We start from the raw sequence: 20751 nt of genomic DNA, 5'->3' as shown, positions 1-20751 counted from the left end.
TCCGAAACGTTTCGGGTATCAACCAAAACGTTTCGGATATGTGAGCTGGATAAAAAAATCAGGAGCAAGGAGGATGAATCGTCTTTCCCGGATAAAATACCGGGTTCCAGACAACCTGTAGTGGTTTTGATGATGAATCAGTAATTATCTGATATATCATCTCGGAAATCTGGCGACCAACGAGGCTTCGTGTTGACTGAATAACTGCAGCCACATCCAGCTCAATAATACTGTCCTGTGGCAAACCATCATATACAACCAGAGATACCGCATCTTTTCCTGAAAGACGACCGCTCAACTGCAGTGCCATGGCAGCACCATCTCCACTCAGGTCATTGTCAGTAATAATAGCTGTTGGTGGTATCGGTAGTGACATTAACTCCATCACGGCCTGATATCCTGCTCGCCGTGTGGGAGAAACCAGCCGCAGCCATGTATCTTCCAGTTCATGCTCATTCAGTGCATCAAGCCATCCCTGACGTCTTGCAACAACATAGCTATGTGAAGTGTCTTCACTCAACAATGCAATACGTTTATGTCCCAAAGCAATCAGTTTCTGGGTTGCCTGTCCAGTCCCGGCATGATTATCAAAGTCAAACCACGCACAGGGCAGACCAGATGGTACCCGACCAAGAGCCAGAAATGGAATACCTGCTTTATGAAGGTGTGTGATACGGGGATCGTCATCCAGAGTGTGTGCAATGATGAGAGCATCAACCCTGCGACTTTCAACAAGCCGCATATAGCTGTGGCAATCGGCATGCTCATCATCAGCTATCAGTAGTAAGTCAATATCATGGTGAGCAAGTTCCCGGCTGATGCAACTGACCATATCCATAAAAACACCACTGTTAAATGGCACATCACGTCCAGGATAAACCAGACCGACAGCATCGGTTTTACCGGTTTTGAGTCTTCTTGCCTGAGTATTAGGACGGTAACCGCGTCGACGAGCTTCAGCTTCCACCCGTGCACGGGTGGAAGCTGACACATCTGCATAGCCTCCAAGAGCCCGACTGACAGTGGTGACAGAAACTCCGAGTGCAGTGGCAATCGCCTTAAGTGACATATTATCTCCTGCTAATTATTATAGTAGACCGTCCCCCTAAATCTCCAGACAACCAATATCACTTATTGTAAGTTAACGGAATCCCTCTGATCTTACAGATCAGAGGGAAAGGTTATTGATTGTGAGAATAATTTCAGGACAAAGTGTAATTAACTCTCCTGGATGGAAAGTGAATCAATGTAGTCAGCGTACCATTGCATCATTTCACGGCGACCATCGAGATACAGGGCATGATTATAGGTACCCCTGATGGAATTTTTATCCACATGAGCTAACTGCATTTCAATCCAGGCAGAATTAAAGCCCTGTTCGTGCAGAATGGTACTCATGGTGTGACGAAAACCATGACCGGTTGCCCTGCCATCGTAACCGATACGTTTGAGCACCATATTGATGCTGGCTTCGCTCATTGGCTTGTTGATATCACAACGTCCCGGGAAAACCAGCCGGTATTGTCCGGAGAAAGTTTTGAGCTGCAGCAGAATGTCAGTGGCCTGTCGTGACAGTGGTACGACATGTTTACGTCGCATTTTCATGCGGCTTTCAGGGATTGTCCACAGGGCATTATCAAAATCAATTTCTGACCATTCAGCGGACCGTAGTTCAATCGTTCTGAGGCCTGTCAGAAGCAGCAGATTTGTCGCCATGCGGGTAACAGGACTGCCATGATATTCAGCGAGCTTCCGGAGAAAAACAGGGAGCTCATCTGCTCTCAGGTGGGGGAAATGTGCAGCTTTTGGCGCCGCCAGCGTACTGGTCAGTTCAGATGCCGGATTGACAGTGGCTCGTCCGGTGGCGATGGCATAACGAAAAATCTGATTACAGTATTGACGCACCTTACGAAGTTTTTCCAGCGAGCCACGTTTTTCTATGCGGCGCAGAATTTCCAGCATTTCCAGCGGGAGGATATCAGTAACGCTTCGTTTGCCCAGATACGGGAAAATATCTTTATCCAGAGCCTCCAGTACGCTTCTGGCGTAACTTTCAGACCATGACAAAGATTTATGCTGATGCCATTCCGTAGCAAGGGCATGGAACGTATTGGTGGCAGAGATTTTCTGAGTGAGTTTTTCCTTTCGCTTCTTTTCGCCCGGGTCGCCACCTTCGGAGATAATTTTTCGGGCATCGTCGCGTTTGATTCTGGCTTCAGCAAGGGAGACGTCGGGATAGACGCCGAGGGCCAGTTTTTTCTCTTTTCCTGCTATCCGGTATTTAAGCCGCCAGTAGCGGGCACCCGTGGTTTTTACCAGCAGATATAAACCACGTTCGTCAGAGAGTTTATAGTCTTTTTCTTTAGGTCTGGCTGTTTCGACCTGTCTGGCTGTAAGTGCCATATGGGGGCTCCTGAAACTGACTGAACACAATGAGCCCCCACCGGTGCCCCCAATGAACGCTTGATTGAGAGAGAGTTCAGTAGAGTTCGGTGGAGTTCAGGATGTTCAGATTGCTTGTAACGATGTGATTATACTTGAGTTTCGTGGAGTTCGGGAGATGAATCTGGAAGTGAAAGTGGTGCCCGGACTCGGAATCGAACCAAGGACACGGGGATTTTCAATCCCCTGCTCTACCGACTGAGCTATCCGGGCAACGAGGCGCATTAAACCGTAATCGCCTCGCTTCGTCAACGAAATTTCTTCAAATCAACGTAGACTGCACAATCTATCACCACTTTGTTGTTATTGCACGCAGAGTCAGGCAAAAAACATCGCCCATGCGGCGGAGATCGGCATCGCCAGCAACAGCGCCGGGAGCATGTTCACTACCGGAAACATTTTGATTCCACATACACGCAAGCCGGTTGCCACCAGCAGCAGTCCGCCCACAGCGCTAAAGTCGCCCATCATTGCCGGCGTAGTCAGTGGAAGAATGAGAGTGGCGCAGGCGGCAAGCGTTAACTGGATAATCAACATCGGTGCGCAAATCGCCGAAACGGCGATGCCAAGCGAACAGGCGAAAATAATGGCAGTGAAAAAATCCAGAAAAGATTTAGCGATCAAAATGTTTGGATCGCCGGTCATCCCTTCATGCATCGCGCCGAAAATACCGGTGCCGCTGGCGCAAAAAAGTACAATGATAGCGACGTAACTTTGAATAAATGAGTCGTGTGTTGGCTTCTTACCCGATGCCATAAATAATTGTTGGATTTTCGCGACTGCGCCATTAATGCCTTTTTCCAGCAAACAAAACTCGCCGATAAGCGCGCCGACCAGCGTCGCCAGCACCATCACCGGAAGATTAGCGCACTTCATCACCAGCAGAATGCCAATTCCCAGAGAGCACAGACCAAAAATAGACGTCATTGAGACGCGAATCCGTTCTGGCAGACGCTGACTTAACAGCGCGCCAATAACGCCGCCGAATAAAATTGCGCCAGCGTTAATAAAAGGTCCAATTACCACAATGACTCCTGTTATTTGTCTTTCAAATTGCCTTATTATCACGCGATTAAGCTGTTAATAGCTTGATTATCTGTGACGTATAGAGCGCTGATTTTACCTTGCGCCGTCTGGTGAAAGGTGCCATGATTGCGCGAAATTTCTCCTGCCAGCATGGGGCTCGCCGGGATGAACATAGCGCCTTTATATTGTCTTCACTGTCGCCTGACTGCGCGAGGTTTGCCCCTTTCTTTCCTTTTTTTTGTCATCCCCGCTATGCGGTGAGGGCAGCGCACGCTCACTGCAGGACAACAGTAAAATCAGAAACAGTCTGTTTTTACTGATGTCTGGCGGTCGGAGCTGGTATCCAGTTTGACCCGGCATCTCGTTGGGCAAGGCATCGGCCTTGTCCGGGGTTACTCTACTCCCGAAACGGGTATTTGCGCTTATGAAATCAATGAATATTGCCGCCAGCGGTGAACTCATCCCCCGTCTCTCCACCCACCGAAACGTAGTGGCGCTGGACAGTACCGACTTTACCGATGTGGCCGCAGTCGTCATTACCACTGCCGACAGCCGTAGCGGTATTCTGGCGTTGCTTAAACGCACCGGTTTTCACCTGCCGGTGTTTATGCTTGCGGATGAACCCGTCAGCGCGCCTGTCGGCGTTACGGCGGTAATAGGCGGGAACGCGCAGGAATGGCTGGAGCTGGAAAACGCAGCCTGTCGCTACGAAGCGGAACTTCTGCCGCCCTTTTATGGCACCCTGACCCAGTATGTCGACATGGGGAATAGTACCTTTGCTTGCCCGGGGCACCAGCATGGCGAGTTTTTTAGAAAACATCCCGCAGGCCGCCATTTTTATGACTTTTTTGGTGAAAACCTGTTTCGTGCGGATATGTGTAACGCCGATGTGAAACTTGGCGATCTGCTAATACATGAAGGTTCTGCCAAACACGCGCAGAAATTTGCGGCAAAAGTGTTTAATGCGGATAAAACCTACTTTGTGCTGAATGGAACTTCGGCGGCGAATAAAGTGGTCACCAACGCCCTGCTGACGCGCGGCGATCTGGTGCTGTTTGATCGTAATAATCACAAATCCAACCACCACGGCGCCCTGATTCAGGCCGGGGCGACGCCAGTCTATCTTGAAGCGGCGCGTAACCCGTTTGGTTTTATCGGTGGTATTGATGCGCACTGTTTTGATGAAACGTACCTGCGCGACCAGATTCGTGACGTGATGCCGGAAAGCGCCGATGCGTCGCGTCCGTTCCGCCTGGCGATCATTCAGCTGGGTACCTATGACGGCACTATTTACAACGCCCGTCAGGTGGTGGATAAAATCGGGCATCTCTGCGATTACATTCTGTTTGACTCCGCGTGGGTAGGCTATGAGCAGTTTATCAATATGATGGCGGATACCTCGCCGTTGCGGCTGGAGCTTAATGAAAACGACCCAGGGATCTTTGTGACCCAATCGGTACATAAGCAACAGGCGGGGTTCTCACAAACCTCGCAGATCCACAAAAAAGATAACCATATTCGCGGCCAGGCGCGTTTTTGCCCGCACAAACGCCTGAACAACGCCTTCATGTTGCACGCCTCGACCAGCCCGTTCTACCCGCTGTTTGCGGCGCTGGATATCAATGCCAAAATCCACGAAGGGGAGAGCGGTCGCCGCCTGTGGGCGGAGTGCGTTGCGCTGGGCATTGACGCGCGTAAAGCCATTCTCGCCCGTTGCAAACTGCTTCAGCCCTTTATTCCATTGGAGGTTGACGGCAAGCCGTGGCAGGCATATCCGACGGAGACCATTGCCAGCAATCGTCGTTTCTTCAGTTTTGAACCCGGGGCGAAATGGCATGGCTTTGAGGGTTATGCGGATGACCAGTATTTTGTCGACCCCTGTAAACTGTTACTGACCACGCCAGGTATTGATGCCGATAGCGGGCGGTACACCGAATTCGGCATCCCGGCGACCATTCTCGCCCACTATCTGCGTGAGAACGGTATTGTGCCTGAGAAGTGCGATCTCAACTCGATTCTGTTCTTGCTGACACCCGCCGAGAGCGAAGAGAAACTGGCGCGGCTGGTCGCGATGCTGGCGAAATTTGAACGGCACATTGAAGACGATACGCTGCTTGCGGATGTATTGCCGACGGTTTTTCAGAAATACCCGGTGCGCTACCGCGATTACACCCTGCGTGAGCTATGTCAGGAGATGCACAACCTGTACGTTAGCTTTGACGTTAAGGATCTGCAAAAAGCGATGTTTCGCAAAGAAAGCCTGCCGCATGTGGCGATGAACCCACAGGACGCCAACAGCGCCTTTATTCGCGGCGATGTAGAGCTGGTGCGTATCAGCGAGGCGGATGGGCATATTGCTGCCGAGGGGGCATTGCCATACCCGCCGGGCGTACTGTGCGTGGTGCCGGGGGAGATTTGGGGCGGCGCGGCGCAGCGTTATTTTTTGGCGCTGGAAGAGGGCATCAATCTGTTGCCCGGTTTTTCGCCGGAATTGCAGGGAGTGTATAGCGAGACCGATGCCGATGGAATTCAACGTTTGTACGGATATGTTTTAAAGTAACGTTGCCTGCAGGCCGGATAAGGCATTTACGCCTTATCCGGCCTGCGAAACAGGGCAAGAATTAATGTGCAACGGGTTGCGAACCTGCCGGAACGCGAACGTGTTTGTATTTGAACAAGGCTACGAACGCGAAGGCCAGCACCAGCGAGTAGCCTGCGAAGATGAGCCACACGGTCTGCCAGTCGGTAATGCCGTTTTGAGTGTAATACTCCACCACTTTACCGCTCACAATGCCGCCCAGGATACAGCCGAAGCCGTTGGTCATCATCAGGAACATCCCCTGCGCGCTGGCGCGGATTTCCGGACGTACTTCTTTTTCGACAAACACCGAGCCAGAAATGTTGAAGAAGTCGAAGGCGCAGCCGTACACAATCATCGACAATACCAGCAGAACGGTACCGAACGGCGTCGGGTCGCCATAAGCGAACAGGCCGAAACGCAGCATCCACGCCACAATACTGATAAGCATAACGTTCTTAATACCATAACGGCTCAGGAAGAACGGAATGGTCAGGATGAATAACGTTTCAGAAATCTGCGAAATCGACATCATCACCGAGGCGTGCTGCACGATAAAGCTACTGGCGAATAGCGGATCTTTATCAAAGCTATGCAGGAAGGTGTTGCCAAACATGTTGGTGATCTGCAGTTCCGCGCCCAGCATCATGGAGAAGATGAAGAAAATCGCCATCCGCTTATTTTTAAACAGCGCAAAAGCGTCAAGGCCCAGCATTGATGTCCAGCTCTGGTTTTTCTGTTGGTTCGCCACCGGAATGTGCGGCAGGGTAAAGGTAAACAGTACCAGCAGAACGGAAAGCGTCGCGCCGATATAAAGCTGCATATGGCTCAGCTCGAAACCGGAGAAACTCACGCCCCACATCGCCAGAATAAAGCCAATGGTACCCCAGATACGGATAGGTGGGAAGTCAGTCACAATATCCATGCCGGCAGACTGCAGGCGGTAATACGATATAGTATTGATCAAGCCCAACGTCGGCATATAGGCCAACGAGTTAAGCAGGATCACAAAGAACATCGCCCCAGGCGTAGTGACTTCCGCGGCCATGAATAGCGTGATGGCGCCGACAACATGACACAGGGCATAGACCCATTTCGCGCTCAGCCATTTGTCAGCCACAATGCCTAACAAGGTCGGCATAAAGACGGCGGCAATCCCCAGTGAACTATAAACTGCGCCAATAGATGCGCCGTCAAATTTTAAGGTGACGAACATATACGAGCCCAGGGTAGTGAGCCAGCTTCCCCACAGACAGAACTGCAGAAAAGAGAGTATTTTAAGCTGCAGCTTAAGATTCATGTTAATTTCCTCACACCTGAGAGCGGATGAATGTTTTAAAAGGCACATTTGCCGTTGTGATTTGGTGTGATTCTATCAATGAGAGGCGGGCTTTTTTTGTTACCTGTGACAAATATTTGCAAACAATTTCTGATTGCAAAGCAAAAGGGTGACGGAGTTAACACTTTTACCTTTCCCGCCTCTGTCATTTGCCAACCAGAGGCGGGATGCGATGGTTTATCAGCGGCGATACGATCGCTGGGCGGAATTCACCTTATACAGATAGCGGCGCGACTCCGCAGATGGATGTCGGGTGGTTAATATCTGGTACACATCCCCCGGCGACATGCGGTTAATCATATTCGCGGCCTGAATCTTATCGTTCGAGAATACGCGTAATACGCTGCCTGCGCCGCCATTGTAGGCGGTAATGACCGCATAGCGCCGCGACGTCGGATTCTCGATACCGCTCAGATAGACATTATTCAACATCGCCAGATACGCTGTGCCGGTATCGATATTGCTGGCGGGGTCGAACAGGAAGTTACGGCTTGGCGTGCCGGACTTACCCTGAGAACGGAAAACATCTTTCCCGGCGCTGTGTTGCACTACCTGCATCAGGCCCAGCGCATCCGCGTGGCTGACCGCATACGGGTTAAACGAGGACTCCGTTTGCATAATCGCCAGAATCAGCGACTCGTCAACGCCGTATTTACGGGAGGCCTGGCGTACCATGCCAATGTATTTATGCGCGCGTTTATCAAGGTGGTTCGGCACCAGATTAATGGTGACGCTGTAAATAATACGCAGGCCGTTACTGCGGCTTTTGAGCCGCGTTTTCAGCAAGTAATCCGCGAATGTCGTGGCGCGGCCTTCCCAGCGAATAGGCTGGCCGGTATTGTCGAGGACCTGACCATACAGGAAGGGTTCTTTAGAAATTTTTATGTCATCGACATCGGAGTAAAGATCGACGGAGGTTGGGTCGTCACCCATGAGCAACGTTTTAATAATGGCCCGGCGCAGATGTGCGGTAGGTTCCGTCCCGGCGATGGTTTCAACGGTAATGGTCCCATCATCAAAGTTGATGTGGCTACGGGTCTGGAACTGATCGGTATATTTGACGTAGTCTTTCGGCCCGGCAATCAGGACTTCCTTATATCCCCACAGATTTTCAATATTGTTGGCAAATTGCCCCATCAAAATATCAAAGCCGTTGGTATCCTTGACCCAGGCTTCATTATACGTCTCGCCTTTTTTGGTCGAACTGGAGCAGGAGATGAGCAACGGCGCAATAACAGCAAGCGCGAGTAATTTTTTCATCATTCCGGGAGTGCATGTTGTGTTGTCGTTATGCCATGTTGCCGGGCAGCGGCGCTAAGGGCTTATCCGGCATAACTCACAGGCCGAATAAGCGCAGCCTCATTCAGCAACGGGCCTATTTTTTATCTTCCGGCGTATAACCTTCGATATGAACGTCTTTGCCTTCGAACAGGAAGCTCACCATCTCCTGTTCCAGCAGTTTACGGTGCTCGGCGTTCATCATGTTGAGCTTTTTCTCGTTAATCAACATGGTCTGCTTATGCTGCCACTGCGCCCACGCGTCCTTAGAGATCTCGTTATAGATACGTTTTCCCAGTTCGCCAGGGTAGAGCTGAAAATCTTGCCCTTCAGCGTCGCGTTGCAGGTAAGTACAAAAAATCGTTCTGCTCATAAGTCATCCTCTTCATCGACCGGGGCGTTAAACTGGCGCTCCGGTACGTAACTGCTGTAACAAGCGCTCCACGGGGGCCGCCAGTCCGACTGACGGCGGTTGCGCTAAGTTATACCAGAGCGCGCTGCCTTCATCCATGCAGGCGTCCAGTGACGACACGGGAAGCCACATAGGCACAATATCCAGATGGAAATGGCTAAATGTGTGGCGAAACGCATTAAGCTGGGTCAAATTATCAGCGTTAACATGCCGTTGCGCCAGCCATTCACGTAATTCATCTTCGCTGGCGAACTGCGGAAAGCAGTAGAGTCCGCCCCATAAACCGCTGGGAGGGCGCTGCGCCAGGAAAATCTCCTGATTATGCTGTAACAATAAAAAGTAACCCGTCCGCTCCGGCAACGTCTGTTTCGGTTTCTTGCCCGGATAGCGTGACCAGCTTTCATGCGCAGCGGCGATACAACCGTTTTGCAGCGGACACAGGGCGCACTTTGGCTTTGAACGCGTACAAACCATCGCGCCCAGATCCATCATCGCCTGATTAAAACGCTCCACGCCGCGTGCGGGCGTCACTTGCTCGCTCAGCGTCCACAGCGTATTCTCCACCTCTTTTTTTCCAGGCCAGCCGCTAACAGCATAACAGCGAGCCAGCACACGTTTAACGTTTCCATCAAGAATCGGATAATGTTTACCTAACGCGAGGGAGAGAATTGCGCCGGCGGTTGAACGCCCGACGCCGGGTAGCGCGGCGATTTCGGCAAAAGTTTGCGGGAATTCTCCACCGTGAAGCGTCGCCACCTGTTGCGCCGCTTTATGCAAATTACGCGCGCGGGCGTAATAGCCGAGCCCGGTCCATAAATGGAGCACTTCATCCAGCGGCGCATTCGCTAAATCTGTTACCGTGGGAAAGCGCGCCATAAATCGCTCAAAGTAAGGAATCACCGTCGTCACCTGCGTTTGTTGCAACATGACTTCCGAGAGCCATACTTTGTAAGGCGTCTTGTTAATTTGCCAGGGCAGCGTTTTCCGCCCGTATTTGTCGTACCAGTCCAGAACCTGGGCTGAAAATTGAGACGCTTGCATGGAAACTCATTCATTATTGCCGGGGGCAAGATTGCAGCACAGAGGCCGCAGGGTGTAAACCGGAACTTTCCGCAGTGCGCTTCATGCTTGCATCCGGCAACTAACTTTGGATAATGCCCGTTTTCAGAACTCAAACACAGCAGACTACACTTTTATGAAAAACGACGTCATTTCACCGGAATTTGATGAAAACGGTCGCCCGCTGCGCCGTATTCGTAGTTTTGTTCGTCGCCAGGGGCGACTGACAAAGGGGCAAGAACACGCGCTGGAAAACTACTGGCCGGTGATGGGCGTCGAGTTCAGCGAAGCGCCGGTAGATTTCGCCACGTTGTTTGGTCGCGAAGCGCCGGTGACGCTGGAGATTGGTTTTGGCATGGGGGCGTCTCTCGTGGCGATGGCGAAAGCGCGCCCGGAGCAGAATTTCCTCGGCATTGAAGTGCATTCGCCCGGTGTCGGCGCGTGTCTGGCGTCCGCTCATGAAGAGGGCGTTGAAAACCTGCGCGTCATGTGCCACGACGCGGTAGAAGTGTTGCATACAATGATTCCTGACAATTCTTTATCGATGGTTCAGCTCTTTTTCCCTGACCCGTGGCATAAAGCGCGTCATAATAAACGCCGTATCGTTCAGGTGCCGTTTGCTGAACTGGTATTGAGCAAGCTGAAATTGGGCGGCGTTTTCCATATGGCGACCGACTGGGAAGCGTATGCGGAACACATGCTTGAAGTCATGTCTTCTATCGACGGGTACAAAAATCTGTCAGAGAGCAATGATTATGTACCGCGCCCGGAATCGCGCCCGGTAACGAAATTTGAACAACGTGGCCATCGTCTTGGTCATGGCGTATGGGACTTAATGTTCGAGAGGGTGAAATAATGGCAAAGAACCGTAGTCGTCGTCTGCGTAAAAAAATGCACATTGACGAATTCCAGGAATTAGGATTTTCGGTGGCATGGCGTTTTCCGGAAGGTACATCTGAAGAGCAGATCGATAAGACTGTCGATGACTTTATTAATGACGTTATTGAGCCTAATAAACTGGCGTTTGACGGCAGCGGCTACCTGGCCTGGGAAGGGCTGATTTGTATGCAGGAAATCGGTAAATGTACCGAAGAACATCAGGCGATTGTGCGTAAGTGGCTGGAAGCGCGCAACCTTGAAGAAGTCCGAACCAGCGAACTTTTCGACGTTTGGTGGGACTAATGAGTACAGGGTCGGCAAATGCCGGCCCGCTTTGTCTTGAGGGAAAGTTATGATGCGCAAAACGCTGCTGGCGGCAGTGCTAACGTTTACGGCGATGGCCGCTCATGCAGATTACAAATGCAGCGTCACGCCGCGTGACGATGTGATCCTGAGTCCACAAACGGTGCAGGTGAAAGGTGAAAACGGCAACCTGGTGATCACGCCGGACGGCAATGTGATGTACAACGGTAAGCAGTACACCCTTAGCGCCGCGCAGCGCGAGCAAGCGAAAGATTACCAGGCGGAGCTGCGAAGCGCGCTGCCGTGGATTGATGAGGGCGCCCGATCGCGCGTCGAAAAAGGCCGCGTGGCGCTGGATAAAATCATCGCTAAAGAGGTGGGCGAAAGCAGCAACATGCGTAGCCGTCTGACGAAGCTTGATGCGCAATTAAAAGCGCAAATGAACCGCATTATCGAACATCGTACGGATGGCCTGACGTTCCACTATAAGGCTATCGACCAGGTGCGTGCCGACGGTCAGCAGTTGGTGAATCAGGCGATGGGCGGTATTTTGCAGGACAGCATTAACGAAATGGGCGCCAAAGCGGTGCTTAAAGGCGGCGGCAATCCTTTACAGGGCGTGATGGGCAGCCTCGGTGGTTTGCAAACCGCTATCCAGAACGAATGGAAAAACCAGGAGAAAGATTTCCAGCAGTTTGGCAAAGATGTCTGTAGCCGCGTAGTGACCTTAGAAGATAGCCGCAAAGCGCTGGTTGGCAGCCTGAAGTAATCTTTCCTTTTTAAACAATGGCGCAGATCGTATCTGCGCCTTTTTATTCTGTTTTTTCCTGCATTTTGTTATCCATCTCTAAAAAATACTCTCTGTCGGATATATATCGCTGGTTAATCGTATGGCGTCACATTATTCGTCTGCAATATAGAGATAATGCGACCAGTTGACATAACTGGAGATATAACATGGAGTTTTTCAGGAAAACGGCATTAGCTGCTCTGGTAATGGGTTTCAGCGGCGCAGCGTTCGCTTTACCGAATATCACCATCTTAGCGACCGGCGGAACGATCGCTGGCGGTGGTGATTCAGCAACAAAATCAAATTATACGGCAGGTAAAGTCGGCGTCGAAAATCTGGTGGATGCCGTTCCTCAATTGAAGGACATTGCGGTAGTGAAAGGCGAGCAGGTCGTTAACATTGGCTCGCAGGATATGAACGATGAAGTCTGGCTCACGCTGGCGAAAAAAATCAATACCGAGTGCGACAGCACCGACGGTTTCGTGATCACCCACGGTACTGATACGATGGAAGAGACCGCTTATTTCCTCGATCTGACCGTGAAATGCAATAAACCGGTGGTACTGGTCGGCGCGATGCGTCCTTCCACGTCAATGAGCGCAGATGGCCCGTTCAACCTCTATAATGCGGTAGTAACAGCGGCTGATAAACAGTCTGCCAACCGCGGCGTGCTGGTGGTAATGAATGATACCGTCATGGACGGACGCGACGTCACTAAGACCAATACGACTGACGTGGCGACGTTTAAAGCGGTTAACTACGGCCCGCTGGGTTATATCCACAACGGTAAAATTGACTACCAGCGTACGCCAGAGCGTAAACATACCACCTCCACCCCGTTCGACGTGTCGAAGCTGACCGCGTTGCCGAAAGTCGGTATCGTTTATAACTATGCGAATGCGTCCGATCTGCCGGCAAAAGCGCTGGTAGACGCGGGTTATGACGGGATCGTGAGCGCAGGCGTGGGTAACGGCAACCTGTATAAAACGGTCTTTGATACCCTGGCGACCGCCGCGCACAACGGTACGGTAGTGGTGCGTTCTTCACGTGTGCCGACGGGCGCAACCACGCAGGATGCGGAAGTTGACGATGCAAAATACGGCTTTGTCGCTTCCGGCACGCTGAACCCGCAAAAAGCGCGTGTCTTACTGCAACTGGCGTTAACCCAGACTAAAGATCCAAAACAGATCCAGTCGATGTTCAATCAGTATTAAAGATAATGCCCCGGTCGGAAGGCCGGGGCTATCTTTGGAAGACCTCTCGCACAACCAACACTATTATCTTGCTAATTATCATCCTGGTTATGATAATCGTGGGCGTCATGTCTCTGGACGGGAGGTCCACAAGTGGTTCGACAATGGATTGCTGGCGCAGCGCTGTTTGCCCTGATTTCAGGCTATAGTTGGGCAGAGGTTGCTCAACCCTCCGATAACATCTTAAAAGAACAGTTTAGTAAGCAGTACCACGGCATACTTAAACTGGATTCCATTACCTTAAAAAATCTTGATTCGACGGGCAATCAGGCCACCTGGTCTGCCGAAGGGGATATTTCTTCCCGTGAAGATATGTATACCGGCGTTGGTATGGCGGCGGATTATTATTTTGTTGAAAAAACCTGGACCAAAGATCGTCCCGTTAAATTTTCTGCCATGTTAACCAGCAAAGGGACGCCAGCCTCTGGCTGGACGGTGAGCTATTACTCATTACAAATGGCAGCCAGCGATCAGGGCCGGGCTATTGACGACATTAAAACGAATGATAAATACCTGATCGTCAACAGTGATGACTTTAACTATCGGTTTGGCAACATTGAAGCCTCCTGGCGTGCGCAGAAAGCGTCGATCCCCGGTCTTGAAGAACAACTCTCTGCCCTGGATAAGAAAATAGCGGTAGCTAAAAAAGAAGCGGACGCATATTGGGGAAAAGGCGCTGATGGGAAACCGTTGACCCGCGCCGAGGCGTTTAAAAAGACGTTAAAAGAGCGCGATGATTATGTAAAAGCCAACGATAGCAGCGTATATGCCGAGAAATACGAAAAAGAGGTCTATCAACCGGCATTAGACGCGTGTCGTAAGCAGAGTGAGCCGTGCAATGAAGCGGCTATTCAGCAGAAAAGAGATTTAGACATACACGAGCAACGGCGGCAGGTATTTTTGAAATCAGAAGAGCTGCGTCGAAAAGCGCAGAATGACTGGATAACGTTAGAGAAAGGGCAATATCCGCTGAATATAGCGGTACAGAAACTTCAGATGCAACAGAGTGATATCCGCATGAAAATCATGGATATTAATGACGGTTACGAGCGCTGGAAAAAAGATACGGACGATTTGCGTCGTAAAGGGGTTATTAAATAATGCGCTTGCCGGCGGCGCATTAACCGCCACAGGTCGGTAAGCGTCGCGCCATCAGGTATTTTACCCGCTGGCGCGACAGGCTTATTCCTTGTTATTCCGCGAGAAACAACTCAAGAAGAGAGTTTAAAAACAGTTTACCGTGCCGGGTAATCTGCCAGTATTGCTCGCATTCGGTCAGGTAGCCCTGGGCAATAGCCTCGTCGATTGGCTGACGAATAACCGCTTCCGTAAGCCCGGTGTAGTCGACAAATTCGGCGCGAGGCGCGCGCTCCAGCAACCGAAAACGATTCATAAAGAACTCAAAGGGTTTATCGTCATCACTCACGTCACGCTGGCTTTCCTGGTAACGTCCCTGCATATAACCGCGTGGGTGACGGGTTTTGGTGGTGCGCAAGATCCTGCTGTCCGGGAAGGTGACTTTACCGTGGGCGCCGCAGCCAATACCCAGATAGTCGCCAAAGCGCCAGTAGTTCAGATTATGCTGGCACTGATAACCGGGTTTGGCATAGGCCGACGTTTCGTATTGCTGATAGCCCGCGGCGGTTAATAACTGGTGGCCCTGCTCAAAGATATCCCACAGCGCGTCATCGTCCGGTAAAACCGGCGGACGCGAACCGAACAAAGTGTTGGGTTCAATCGTCAATTGATACCATGAGAGATGCGGCGGATTAAGCGCAATCGCCTGTCGCAAATCATTCAGCGCCTCTTCCAGCGTTTGATCCGGCAATCCATGCATCAAGTCGAGGTTAAAGCTGCGTAGCCCAAGTCCATTTGCCAGTCTTGCTGCCCGCATCGCCTCTTGTGGACCGTGAATACGGCCAAGACGTTTCAGCTTAGGCTCACTAAAGCTCTGCACGCCAATGGAGATCCGGTTTACGCCGGCGCGCTGATAGTCGATGAAGCGGTCGGCTTCGACCGTGCCGGGGTTCGCTTCCATGGTAATTTCCGCATCCGCCGCCAGATTCAGGCGCGCACGCACGCCGTCCAGCAGCGTTTGCATCGCCGGCCCGGAAAGCAGGCTTGGCGTACCGCCGCCAATAAAAATGGTCTTTACTTCACGCCCTTGCGCCCAGGCGACATCGGCGTCCAGATCGTTTAACAGATGCTGGACGTAGTCGTCATGCGGCACCTCGCCCTTCAACGCATGGGAATTGAAGTCGCAATATGGACATTTTTGTACACACCAGGGAATATGAATATAAAGACTGAGCGGCGGTAGTTTAGCCATTGCGTAACGCATCCAGCAGCAGCTTGAGCGCTTGTCCACGATGGGAAATCGCGCTTTTTTCTTCACGGGTCAGTTCTGCGGCGGTTTTGCCTTCAGACGGTACGAAGAAAATAGGATCATAGCCAAATCCGCCATTTCCGGCCGCCTGGCGAGTAATGACGCCAGGCCAGCTACCGTGACAGACTATCGGTGTGGGATCTTCCGCATGACGCAAATAAACCAGTACACAATGGAATCGCGCCTGGCGTTTGTCGTCCGGAACATCCCGTAGAGTATGCAGCAGTTTTTCCAGATTTTGCTGATCTGTCGCGTTTTCGCCAGAATAGCGCGCGGAATAGATACCCGGCGCGCCGCCTAAAACGTCAACGGCCAGACCGGAGTCATCGGCAATGGCGGGTAGACCGGTCATTTTAGCGGCATGGCGCGCTTTGAGAATCGCGTTTTCAATAAACGTCAGGCCGGTTTCTTCCGCGGAGTCAACGCCCAGTTCCGTTTGCGCTACCACATCAAGCCCAAAATCGCTTAACAGCGACGCGAGCTCGCGCACTTTACCGGCGTTGCCGGTTGCGAGAACAACTTTTTGCATGGAATACCTACTCAGTTAACGCCGCAATTTCCGGCGGGATCTGTTGCGGGTGAATAATTTTTACCTGTTTGTGACGGCCCAGCTCGCCTTTTTCGATGACGATCTGACTTTTCGCCACGCGAAACTGTTTACCGAGAAACTTGATCAGATGGCTGTTTGCCTGACCGTCAACCGGCGGGGCAGTAATGGCGACTTTCACCTCGTCGCCATGTAAGCCCACAATACTGTCGCGGCTGGCTTTCGGCTGAATATAAAGCCGTAACACCAGACCGTCTTCGCAGCGAGTCACAGCACTCATAACGCCATCCACAGCCCCGGCAGCAACATGTTGCCTGTCGCTTGTAAGACTTCAGCGATCCCCATATTAACGACATACAGTAGCAGCACCAGAACCATCGGCGAGAAGTCGATGCCGCCCATCGCAGGCAGTATACGGCGAATCGGGCTGAGCAGCGGCTCGGCAAGCTGAATCAATACATATTCAATCGGGCTACGACCCTGGCTCACCCAGCTCATGATAGCCATGACCAGCAGCACCCAGAAGATCAGCAGGCCGATTGTTTTAAGTAAGATAAGCACCGCGGCAATCCAGATAATCGCCTGAAACGTAATGACCTTAAACAGCACTATCGCCTTAATAACGCTAAGAATAAACGCCACCAGCAGGGAAGCGCTGTCGATCGGCCCCATTGGTGGGATAATACGACGCAGCGGTCCGATGATGGGCTGCGTAATTTTCACCACGAACTGGGAAAAAGGGTTGTAAAAGTCACAGCGGGCCCACTGCATCCACACGCGCAATAATAGCACCATGGTATACAGCTCAATTACCGTTGAGAGCAGGAAGGTCAACGTATTCATGGCGTTCCTCAGTTTTCCTTAATTTTGTGTGTAATCACGAGCACCAAAGATAGCGGTGCCGATGCGCACCATTGTGCTACCTGCCGCAATCGCGGCTTCCATATCGTCGCTCATACCCAGAGATAGGGTATCAACGTCAGGGTAGCGCGCTTTCAGCCCGGCAAATGCTACAGCCATTTGACGTGCGACTTCAAACTGCCTTACATAATCTGACTCTGGCGCCGGGATCGCCATCAGTCCGCGAAGCCGCAGACGCGGCAGTGTAGCCACCGCAGCGGCCAGCTCATCCAGTTCCGCCAGCGGAATGCCTGATTTGCTGTTTTCATCGCTGATATTAATTTGGATCAGAACATTTAGCGCCGGCAGATTATCCGGACGCTGTTCGCTCAGCCGCGAGGCGATACGCAAGCGATCGATGGTATGACACCAGTCAAAATGCTCGGCCACCAGCCGACTTTTGTTGGACTGTAAAGGGCCAATAAAGTGCCAGTGCAGGCCTTCCACTTTCGCTTCCTGAAAGTGGCGGATTTTTTCCACCCCCTCTTGTACATAATTTTCACCAAATGCCCGTTGTCCGGCGGCAATGGCTTCTGCGATGTCGCTCGCAGGTTTGGTTTTACTCACTGCAAGCAACGTAACTTCTTCTGAAGAGCGGCCGCAACGCGTCGCCGCGGCGGAGATTTTGTCCCGGATGTGTGCCAGGTTATGCGCGATATCGTTCATTTTCCGAGGATGTTTATATGAATATGGAAGAAATTGTGACGCTTAGTGTAAAGCATAACGTCTCGGATCTACACCTGTGTAACGCCTGGCCTGCGCGATGGCGCAAACAAGGACGCATGGAGACTGCGCCTTTTACCGCGCCAGATGTCGACAGGCTTCTGCTTGATTGGCTTAATGACGCGCAACAATATCAGTGGCGAACGCACGGTCAGCTTGATTTCGCCGTCTCGCTGTCTGGCACGCGGCGCCTGCGCGCCAGTGCGTTCACACATCAACAGGGAACGTCGCTGGCGCTACGGCTATTGCCCGAGCGTTGTCCTGATCTGGCGGAAATCCAGACGCCGCCGATAGTACCCGCACTGCTTGCCAGCGAGAACGGACTGATTCTGGTCACTGGCGCTACTGGCTGCGGGAAATCCACTACGCTGGCGGCGATGGTGGGACATCTTAATCAACATGCCGATAAACACATCCTGACGCTGGAAGATCCTATTGAGTACCGTTACACCAGCAAGCGTTGCCTGATACAGCAGCGGGAAATCGGCCAGCATTGCGCCACTTTTGCCGCCGGGCTGCGCGCGGCGTTGCGTGAAGATCCCGATGTCATTTTGCTGGGAGAGCTGCGTGACAGCGAGACCATTCGCCTGGCGCTGACGGCGGCGGAAACGGGGCATCTGGTACTGGCAACCCTGCATACTCGCGGTGCGGCGCAGGCGGTGGAAAGATTAGTGGATAGTTTTCCGGCGCAGGAAAAAGAACCGGTACGCAGCCAACTGGCGGGTAGTCTGCGCGCCGTACTATCACAAAAACTGGAGGTCGACAGACAGGATGGGCGCGTGGCGTTGTTTGAATTACTGATTAATACGCCAGCCACAGGGAATTTGATCCGTGAAGGCAAACTCCATCAGTTGGCCCACGTGATACAAACCGGGCAGCAGCAGGGGATGATGACATTCGCCCAGAGCGCGCAATGGCGTCAGGCGCAGGGACGACTGTAGCGAAGATGGCGGCGTAGGGGCGTTGTAAAGTGTTGGCTGGCGCGGTGGATTGAACGGCATGCAGGCTTGTATCCTGGCGAACCGGCGTTAAAATCGCAGCTTTGTTAAAACCACAGCGAAGCCATTTAACGATGTCATCACAACCGAATCAAAGCCTGATAGATGGCATTCGCTGTCTGCAATATCTGGTCTCCAGCGACCGTGCTATCGGATGTCGCGAGCTTGCCCGGCTGATGGATATTAATACCACGCGCGTTAATCGCCTGTTAATGACGATGGCCTCTATTGGACTCACGATGCAGGATGAGCACCGACGCTATTTACCCGGGCCAGGCATTCATGCTTTGGCGGCGCAGGCGATTCGCGGTTCAGCGCTGTTCTCCCATGCGTTGCCTATCCTTGAGCGCCATGCGCCCAAAGACATCGTGGTGGCATTAGGCGTGCTATGGGAGGATCAGATTATCTATATTTATCACTCTACGCCGGGTTCGCAGGGAAGTCAGGCGTTGGCGGGGTTTCGCATGTGCCCGGCCTGGCAGTCGGTAACAGGAGTGGCGTTACTGGCGGCAGAAAGCGATGAGGCGCTAATGCAGCGTTTTACTCCGGAGCAGTGGCGTAATCTGGCGCCGCATGTGGCGCAGCAGCGCCAGCGGGGATACGTGCTGTGGCATCACGCTGATGGTGAAGTTTCTATGGCGCAACCGCTAGACAAGCACGCCGCAGCGCTGGCCTTTGCGGGAATGTGGCGGATTGATGAGGCGGAGGCGGCTGCGCGTTTACAGGCGTTGAAGGCATTAAACCAGCTTATTGCCCAGTAAGCCTGGCAACCGTGACCGCGTTATCCGCCTGCTGACAAAAACGGCTTTAATACCCCTGTTCAAAATAGCTTTCGAGGATAATCACGGCGGAGGCCGAGTCCACTTTGCCTTTATTCAGCGCGCGATACCCACCTCGTTCAAACAGACCGGAGCGTGCTTCAACGGTGCTGAGTCGTTCATCGTGCAGCGTGACAGTTACCCCGAAGCGCCCATGAATACGGTTGGCGAATTTACGGGCGCGCGCCGTCAGCGGTTGTTCAGTGCCATCCATATTGAGCGGTAGCCCGACAATAATTTCGTCCGGCTGCCACTCTTTCAGCAAACGTTCAATGAGCGTCCAGTCGGGCGTGCCGTCCTGTGCTTTGATTGCCGGAAGCGGACGGGCGGTGCCGGTAATGCGTTGTCCTATTGCAACGCCGATGCTTTTTGTGCCGAAGTCAAAGGCCAGTAAGGTGCCGCTCATCAGGCGTGCCCCGCAACGCCAGGCATGGTCAGAATATCAATGCCAATAAGTTTTGCCGCTTCGCGCCAGCGCTCGGCAATGGGCGTTTTGAACAAAATATTGAGATCGGCGGGCGCGGTAAGCCAGGCGTTATCAAGCAACTCTTGTTCAAGCTGGCCTTTATCCCAGGAGGCGTAGCCCAGCGCGACCAGCACATCGGAAGGCTGTTGTTGGGTACCTAACGTTTCCAGCACATCGCGGGAGGTGGTAATCACGGTATTGTCTGAGATACGAATGCTGGAGGCGAAACGTGACGGCGGAGTATGGAGAATAAATCCGCGATCTTCCGCCAGCGGGCCGCCGAGCATCACGGCTTTATCAAGACGAATTGCCGAATCGCGCGGTTCCGGCGTAATTTTTAGTTTTTCCAGAATCCCTTCAATTTGCAGATTTTCCAAAGGCTTATTAATAATAATCCCCATAGCGCCGTCCTGGTTGTGCTCGCAAATATACACCACGGAACGGCGGAAAATCGGGTCCTGGAGCGCAGGCATGGCAATAAGAAAGTGATGCTGTAAATTCATTGTCAGAGGTTCTGTTTCCTGGTTCAAAAAAACGACAGCGTTCAGTATGTG

22 protein-coding genes and 1 tRNA gene are annotated in these 20751 nt (G+C 52.2%); 8 read left to right on the top strand and 15 right to left on the bottom strand.

What is annotated here, in order from left to right; genetic code table 11:
- Positions 1 to 58: 58 nt before the first annotated feature.
- The 4 genes from EOS97_RS04915 to EOS97_RS04900 form a co-directional block, all read right to left on the bottom strand.
- Positions 59 to 1069: a substrate-binding domain-containing protein gene (locus tag EOS97_RS04915; protein WP_000053331.1), complete on the bottom strand. Its 1011-nt coding sequence runs from the start codon at positions 1067 to 1069 to the stop codon at positions 59 to 61.
- A 149-nt stretch (positions 1070 to 1218) separates the two neighbouring features.
- Complete coding sequence (locus EOS97_RS04910) at positions 1219 to 2403, bottom strand: integrase arm-type DNA-binding domain-containing protein (RefSeq protein WP_001218742.1); 1185 nt, start codon at positions 2401 to 2403, stop codon at positions 1219 to 1221.
- Positions 2404 to 2579: 176 nt separating this feature from the next.
- A tRNA-Phe gene (locus EOS97_RS04905) sits at positions 2580 to 2655 on the bottom strand.
- A gap of 105 nt (positions 2656 to 2760) precedes the next feature.
- Positions 2761 to 3468 (bottom strand): DUF554 domain-containing protein, encoded by a 708-nt coding sequence (locus EOS97_RS04900; RefSeq protein WP_000234466.1) that lies wholly within the window; start codon positions 3466 to 3468, stop codon positions 2761 to 2763.
- A 424-nt stretch (positions 3469 to 3892) separates the two neighbouring features.
- Between EOS97_RS04900 and EOS97_RS04895 the strand changes: the two genes are divergently transcribed.
- Positions 3893 to 6028: an ornithine decarboxylase gene (locus EOS97_RS04895; RefSeq protein ID WP_000839730.1), complete on the top strand. Its 2136-nt coding sequence runs from the start codon at positions 3893 to 3895 to the stop codon at positions 6026 to 6028.
- A gap of 61 nt (positions 6029 to 6089) precedes the next feature.
- Here the strand turns inward: EOS97_RS04895 and EOS97_RS04890 are convergent, their stop codons facing one another.
- From EOS97_RS04890 to mutY, 4 genes are all read right to left on the bottom strand, one after another.
- Positions 6090 to 7346, bottom strand: a complete 1257-nt coding sequence (locus EOS97_RS04890; RefSeq protein ID WP_001049803.1) for a nucleoside permease — start codon at positions 7344 to 7346, stop codon at positions 6090 to 6092.
- 219 nt (positions 7347 to 7565) lie between these two features.
- A complete protein-coding gene (gene mltC, locus EOS97_RS04885; protein ID WP_000976288.1) occupies positions 7566 to 8648 on the bottom strand; it encodes a membrane-bound lytic murein transglycosylase MltC in 1083 nt (360 codons plus the stop codon).
- A gap of 112 nt (positions 8649 to 8760) precedes the next feature.
- The gene (locus EOS97_RS04880) at positions 8761 to 9036 is read right to left on the bottom strand and encodes an oxidative damage protection protein (RefSeq protein ID WP_000091706.1); all 276 of its coding nucleotides are present in this window, start codon (positions 9034 to 9036) and stop codon (positions 8761 to 8763) included.
- Between the two features lie 27 nt (positions 9037 to 9063).
- Positions 9064 to 10116, bottom strand: a complete 1053-nt coding sequence (mutY, locus tag EOS97_RS04875) for an A/G-specific adenine glycosylase (RefSeq protein WP_001148952.1) — start codon at positions 10114 to 10116, stop codon at positions 9064 to 9066.
- 154 nt (positions 10117 to 10270) lie between these two features.
- On the opposite strand from mutY, the gene trmB reads away from it, so the two are divergent.
- The 5 genes from trmB (at position 10271) to EOS97_RS04850 (ending at position 14460) form a co-directional block, all read left to right on the top strand.
- A complete protein-coding gene (trmB, locus tag EOS97_RS04870) occupies positions 10271 to 10990 on the top strand; it encodes a tRNA (guanosine(46)-N7)-methyltransferase TrmB (RefSeq protein WP_000786893.1) in 720 nt (239 codons plus the stop codon).
- Positions 10990 to 11316 carry a YggL family protein gene (locus tag EOS97_RS04865; protein ID WP_001107559.1) on the top strand — a complete coding sequence of 109 codons (327 nt, stop codon included), beginning with the start codon at positions 10990 to 10992 and terminating at the stop codon, positions 11314 to 11316. The genes trmB and EOS97_RS04865 overlap by 1 nt, the downstream gene beginning before the upstream one ends.
- Positions 11317 to 11365: 49 nt before the next feature.
- Positions 11366 to 12085 (top strand): DUF2884 domain-containing protein, encoded by a 720-nt coding sequence (locus EOS97_RS04860; RefSeq protein WP_000984827.1) that lies wholly within the window; start codon positions 11366 to 11368, stop codon positions 12083 to 12085.
- A gap of 188 nt (positions 12086 to 12273) precedes the next feature.
- Positions 12274 to 13320 carry an L-asparaginase 2 gene (ansB, locus tag EOS97_RS04855; RefSeq protein ID WP_000394188.1) on the top strand — a complete coding sequence of 349 codons (1047 nt, stop codon included), beginning with the start codon at positions 12274 to 12276 and terminating at the stop codon, positions 13318 to 13320.
- A gap of 132 nt (positions 13321 to 13452) precedes the next feature.
- On the top strand, positions 13453 to 14460 hold the full coding sequence (locus EOS97_RS04850) for a DUF1202 domain-containing protein (RefSeq protein ID WP_000252198.1): 1008 nt from the start codon (positions 13453 to 13455) through the stop codon (positions 14458 to 14460).
- A gap of 91 nt (positions 14461 to 14551) precedes the next feature.
- On the opposite strand, the gene hemW is transcribed toward EOS97_RS04850, so the two are convergent.
- Genes hemW through EOS97_RS04825 form a run of 5 tightly spaced genes read right to left on the bottom strand, consistent with a single transcriptional unit; the run spans position 14552 to position 17858 of the window.
- The gene (gene hemW, locus EOS97_RS04845) at positions 14552 to 15688 is read right to left on the bottom strand and encodes a radical SAM family heme chaperone HemW (RefSeq protein ID WP_001096520.1); all 1137 of its coding nucleotides are present in this window, start codon (positions 15686 to 15688) and stop codon (positions 14552 to 14554) included.
- A complete protein-coding gene (locus EOS97_RS04840) occupies positions 15681 to 16274 on the bottom strand; it encodes an XTP/dITP diphosphatase (RefSeq protein ID WP_001174769.1) in 594 nt (197 codons plus the stop codon). Before EOS97_RS04840 ends, hemW begins: the two co-directional genes overlap by 8 nt.
- A gap of 7 nt (positions 16275 to 16281) precedes the next feature.
- Positions 16282 to 16572, bottom strand: coding sequence for a DUF167 family protein YggU (gene yggU / locus EOS97_RS04835; RefSeq protein ID WP_001277203.1), 291 nt, complete (start codon positions 16570 to 16572; stop codon positions 16282 to 16284).
- A complete protein-coding gene (locus EOS97_RS04830; protein WP_001094848.1) occupies positions 16569 to 17135 on the bottom strand; it encodes a YggT family protein in 567 nt (188 codons plus the stop codon). Before EOS97_RS04830 ends, yggU begins: the two co-directional genes overlap by 4 nt.
- 18 nt (positions 17136 to 17153) lie before the next feature.
- Positions 17154 to 17858 carry a YggS family pyridoxal phosphate-dependent enzyme gene (locus tag EOS97_RS04825; RefSeq protein WP_000997791.1) on the bottom strand — a complete coding sequence of 235 codons (705 nt, stop codon included), beginning with the start codon at positions 17856 to 17858 and terminating at the stop codon, positions 17154 to 17156.
- A 17-nt stretch (positions 17859 to 17875) separates the two neighbouring features.
- Here EOS97_RS04825 and EOS97_RS04820 point away from each other — a divergent pair, with 17 nt between their 5' ends.
- Both EOS97_RS04820 and EOS97_RS04815 read left to right on the top strand, forming a co-directional pair.
- On the top strand, positions 17876 to 18856 hold the full coding sequence (locus tag EOS97_RS04820; protein ID WP_001055658.1) for a type IV pilus twitching motility protein PilT: 981 nt from the start codon (positions 17876 to 17878) through the stop codon (positions 18854 to 18856).
- Positions 18857 to 18987: 131 nt separating this feature from the next.
- Positions 18988 to 19674 (top strand): IclR family transcriptional regulator, encoded by a 687-nt coding sequence (locus EOS97_RS04815; RefSeq protein ID WP_000098324.1) that lies wholly within the window; start codon positions 18988 to 18990, stop codon positions 19672 to 19674.
- Positions 19675 to 19720: 46 nt separating this feature from the next.
- Here the strand turns inward: EOS97_RS04815 and ruvX are convergent, their stop codons facing one another.
- Complete coding sequence (ruvX, locus tag EOS97_RS04810) at positions 19721 to 20137, bottom strand: Holliday junction resolvase RuvX (RefSeq protein ID WP_000017096.1); 417 nt, start codon at positions 20135 to 20137, stop codon at positions 19721 to 19723.
- On the bottom strand, positions 20137 to 20700 hold the full coding sequence (locus EOS97_RS04805; protein WP_001053167.1) for a YqgE/AlgH family protein: 564 nt from the start codon (positions 20698 to 20700) through the stop codon (positions 20137 to 20139). The genes ruvX and EOS97_RS04805 overlap by 1 nt, the downstream gene beginning before the upstream one ends.
- Positions 20701 to 20751 lie beyond the last annotated feature (51 nt).

It is taken from the genome of Salmonella sp. SSDFZ54 (assembly GCF_004010735.1).
GTDB classification, from domain to species: Bacteria; Pseudomonadota; Gammaproteobacteria; order Enterobacterales; family Enterobacteriaceae; genus Salmonella; species Salmonella enterica.
This window is presented reverse-complemented; position numbering and strand designations above follow the sequence as displayed.